This window comes from endosymbiont GvMRE of Glomus versiforme (genome assembly GCF_003546845.1).
In genome coordinates, this window is sequence record NZ_NWVA01000004.1 from 147,697 (window position 1) to 152,783 (window position 5,087).

A 5,087-nucleotide genomic window follows, 5' to 3' on the forward strand; every position below is an offset into this window, starting at 1 on the left:
GATGGGGTTGGAGATGGGGTTGGAGATGGGGTTGGAGATGGGGTTGGAGATGGGGTTGGAGATGGGGTTGGAGATGGGGTTGGAGATGGGGTTGGAGATGGGGTTGGAGATGGGGTTGGAGATGGGGTTGGAGATGGGGTTGGAGATGGGGTTGGAGATGGGGTTGGAGATGGGGTTGGAGATGGGGTTGGAGATGGGGTTGGAGATGGGGTTGGAGATGGGGTTGGACCACCACCCACAACAATGTGTTCAGCAAGAGCAATATTTCGACTCTTAACAAAGGGATAGTGCTGACGAGTTATCCCGTTATGAACAAGGGTAACAAAACGTGGATTAGAAGAATCATGAGCATTCAACTCATTTGGATAAACCCAACCATTATTGTAAATTAAATTCAATTCATCCACATCAAATGCTTTGCCGTGGAAACCCACAGTAGTAACAAAGTCCAAATTAAGAGGATTAGCAAAATTAACATAAATATCTTTGAGAATAAATTGCGGATCGAATATATTTCCAGTATCAGATTCTACCATTCCGTTATCAGCATCATCTTTGTCCTTTACATCTTCTAGGTCTCAACCATTATCATAGGCACTTCTCGCATTTTTAGGCTCCATATGTTTTTCACGCAACCAAGGAACAGCTTTTTGTTTTTTTTTCTCCTCCCTTTCTGTGTAAAAACCAAGTTCAAAAAATTTATCGTCAACTCAGTCATGATTAGAACCTAAAACACCACTTCGGGCTACGAAAAACTCCTCTGCATATAAACCTTCAAATCTATTGAAAACATTTGTCGCTACATTGTTTAAGTGATTGTTTATTACGGTTCAGGCTTTTCCTTTATCACTATTAGCATTATTGTTATGTTCTTCTCAAAAACTATCAATTTTTTTATAATTATCTAGTTGAAAAATTCTAATCTCTTTTTTTATTATATCAAAATTATTCCAATAAATTAAAGGTACTCGACCACCATTTCTCGTTTCGTTTCTGATAGTGCGAAGATGACTTAGTAATGTCGCTGCTTCTTCAATAGAATTAACAGTGTTTAGGTTAACATCATTAATTATATTTATTTCATTAATAGTTAAAGCCAATTGTCCTTTTAAAGTATTATCAGTTGGATGAGACCATCGAGTATTGGTTAAAGGGTCTATTTCTAAGAATTTATTTTCAAAAGAATGACGAATATTAAGAATAGTTGTGGCATCAGCATTGCCTTCTTTAACTCTAACTGTTCCACCTCAAATTAATCCTCTTACTCATTTTACTTGCTCCGGAGTTCAGTAGTTATCAGCAGCTTTACGGGCTTTTTCAGCAGGAATACCAGTGGCTTTTCACTTATTAATTAAGTCATTAGTTGCTGCGTTGTTAATGGCAGGTGGGGCAGCTCCAGGGACATTGCTGTGGTTAGTTTGGTTACGAAAAGCTGGGTGGTAAGTAGCAAAACCGCTTCGGGTATTAATAGCATTTTCTAAAACAGTTTTGAGGGCGTCTTGTTGTAAGCCAACTGGTAATTCAGCATCAGCCAAAGCCCCAATTCTTTGGGTAATGCTTCCGTCAACTGTGTTTACTTGTTGTAATTGTGCTAGTGTTGTGGCTGGATTAGCAATAAGAGCTAACAGAGCATTAGCGTTGTCAATTTCGGTTTTGTTGTGTGTTAACAGATTAATGTTATCTTGGTCTGCTTGACCGTGAGAAGCATAAGTAAAGGTGTGAGTAGCAACATTTAAAGCGGTAATTCGTCCGTTCGCTGTGGCAGCGTCTCCGTTATTATTTCTTAAATCTCGTCACCCTTTACGATGAGCGTTATCAGCTTCGCTGTCGTGAAGTCCTACCCCTCGGGCTGGATTTAAACCGCTTGCTTTTCATCCACCTTGGATATCGTTACCCTCAATAACATTTTCGTCGTTTCCTTCCGGATTGGCAAAGAAAGCATTTCAAACGTCATCGTTTCGGGTATTAATAGCATTTTCTAAAACAGTTTTGAGGGCGTCTTGTTGTAAGCCAACTGGTAATTCAGCATCAGCCAAAGCCCCAATTCTTTGGGTAATGCTTCCGTCAACTGTGTTTACTTGTTGTAATTGTGCTAGTGTTGTGGCTGGATTAGCAATAAGAGCTAACAGAGCATTAGCGTTGTCAATTTCGGTTTTGTTGTGTGTTAACAGATTAATGTTATCTTGGTCTGCTTGACCGTGAGAAGCATAAGTAAAGGTGTGAGNTAATCTCTTTTTTTATTATATCAAAATTATTCCAATAAATTAAAGGTGCTCGACCACCATTTCTCGTTTCGTTTCTGATAGTGCGAAGATGACTTAGTAATGTCGCTGCTTCTTCAATAGAATTAACAGTGTTTAGGTTAACATCATTAATTATATTTATTTCATTAATAGTTAAAGCCAATTGTCCTTTTAAAGTATTATCAGTTGGATGAGACCATCGAGTATTGGTTAAAGGGTCTATTTCTAAGAATTTATTTTCAAAAGAATGACGAATATTAAGAATAGTTGTGGCATCAGCATTGCCTTCTTTAACTCTAACTGTTCCACCTCAAATTAATCCTCTTACTCATTTTACTTGCTCCGGAGTTCAGTAGTTATCAGCAGCTTTACGGGCTTTTTCAGCAGGAATACCAGTGGCTTTTCACTTATTAATTAAGTCATTAGTTGCTGCGTTGTTAATGGCAGGTGGGGCAGCTCCAGGGACATTGCTGTGGTTAGTTTGGTTACGAAAAGCTGGGTGGTAAGTAGCAAAACCGCTTCGGGTATTAATAGCATTTTCTAAAACAGTTTTGAGGGCGTCTTGTTGTAAGCCAACTGGTAATTCAGCATCAGCCAAAGCCCCAATTCTTTGGGTAATGCTTCCGTCAACTGTGTTTACTTGTTGTAATTGTGCTAGTGTTGTGGCTGGATTAGCAATAAGAGCTAACAGAGCATTAGCGTTGTCAATTTCGGTTTTGTTGTGTGTTAACAGATTAATGTTATCTTGGTCTGCTTGACCGTGAGAAGCATAAGTAAAGGTGTGAGTAGCAACATTTAAAGCGGTAATTCGTCCGTTCGCTGTGGCAGCGTCTCCGTTATTATTTCTTAAATCTCGTCACCCTTTACGATGAGCGTTATCAGCTTCGCTGTCGTGAAGTCCTACCCCTCGGGCTGGATTTAAACCGCTTGCTTTTCATCCACCTTGGATATCGTTACCCTCAATAACATTTTCGTCGTTTCCTTCCGGATTGGCAAAGAAAGCATTTCAAACGTCATCGTTTCGGGTATTAATAGCATTTTCTAAAACAGTTTTGAGGGCGTCTTGTTGTAAGCCAACTGGTAATTCAGCATCAGCCAAAGCCCCAATTCTTTGGGTAATGCTTCCGTCAACTGTGTTTACTTGTTGTAATTGTGCTAGTGTTGTGGCTGGATTAGCAATAAGAGCTAACAGAGCATTAGCGTTGTCAATTTCGGTTTTGTTGTGTGTTAACAGATTAATGTTATCTTGGTCTGCTTGACCGTGAGAAGCATAAGTAAAGGTGTGAGTAGCAACATTTAAAGCGGTAATTCGTCCGTTCGCTGTGGCAGCGTCTCCGTTATTATTTCTTAAATCTCGTCACCCTTTACGATGAGCGTTATCAGCTTCGCTGTCGTGAAGTCCTACCCCTCGGGCTGGATTTAAACCGCTTGCTTTTCATCCACCTTGGATATCGTTACCCTCAATAACATTTTCGTCGTTTCCTTCCGGATTGGCAAAGAAAGCATTTCAAATGTCATCGCTTCGGGTATTAAGAATAGTTGTGGCATCAGCATTGCCTTCTTTAACTCTAACTGTTCCACCTCAAATTAATCCTCTTACTCATTTTACTTGCTCCGGAGTTCAGTAGTTATCAGCAGCTTTACGGGCTTTTTCAGCAGGAATACCAGTGGCTTTTCACTTATTAATTAAGTCATTAGTTGCTGCGTTGTTAATGGCAGGTGGGGCAGCTCCAGGGACATTGCTGTGGTTAGTTTGGTTACGAAAAGCTGGGTGGTAAGTAGCAAAACCGCTTCGGGTATTAATAGCATTTTCTAAAACAGTTTTGAGGGCGTCTTGTTGTAAGCCAACTGGTAATTCAGCATCAGCCAAAGCCCCAATTCTTTGGGTAATGCTTCCGTCAACTGTGTTTACTTGTTGTAATTGTGCTAGTGTTGTGGCTGGATTAGCAATAAGAGCTAACAGAGCATTAGCGTTGTCAATTTCGGTTTTGTTGTGTGTTAACAGATTAATGTTATCTTGGTCTGCTTGACCGTGAGAAGCATAAGTAAAGGTGTGAGTAGCAACATTTAAAGCGGTAATTCGTCCGTTCGCTGTGGCAGCGTCTCCGTTATTATTTCTTAAATCTCGTCACCCTTTACGATGAGCGTTATCAGCTTCGCTGTCGTGAAGTCCTACCCCTCGGGCTGGATTTAAACCGCTTGCTTTTCATCCACCTTGGATATCGTTACCCTCAATAACATTTTCGTCGTTTCCTTCCGGATTGGCAAAGAAAGCATTTCAAACGTCATCGTTTCGGGTATTAATAGCATTTTCTAAAACAGTTTTGAGGGCGTCTTGTTGTAAGCCAACTGGTAATTCAGCATCAGCCAAAGCCCCAATTCTTTGGGTAATGCTTCCGTCAACTGTGTTTACTTGTTGTAATTGTGCTAGTGTTGTGGCTGGATTAGCAATAAGAGCTAACAGAGCATTAGCGTTGTCAATTTCGGTTTTGTTGTGTGTTAACAGATTAATGTTATCTTGGTCTGCTTGACCGTGAGAAGCATAAGTAAAGGTGTGAGTAGCAACATTTAAAGCGGTAATTCGTCCGTTCGCTGTGGCAGCGTCTCCGTTATTATTTCTTAAATCTCGTCACCCTTTACGATGAGCGTTATCAGCTTCGCTGTCGTGAAGTCCTACCCCTCGGGCTGGATTTAAACCGCTTGCTTTTCATCCACCTTGGATATCGTTACCCTCAATAACATTTTCGTCGTTTCCTTCCGGATTGGCAAAGAAAGCATTTCAAACGTCATCGTTTCGGGTATTAATAGCATTTTCTAAAACATTTTTGAGGGCGTCTTGTTGTA

The 5,087-nt window shown here is 40.4% G+C and carries 1 protein-coding gene; it reads right to left on the reverse strand.

What is annotated here, in order from left to right; translation table 4 throughout:
* On the reverse strand, positions 1 to 2,036 hold a 2,036-nt coding region (locus tag GvMRE_RS14150; RefSeq protein ID WP_216361639.1), incomplete at its 3' end, for a hypothetical protein.
* Positions 2,037 to 5,087: the final 3,051 nt, after the last annotated feature.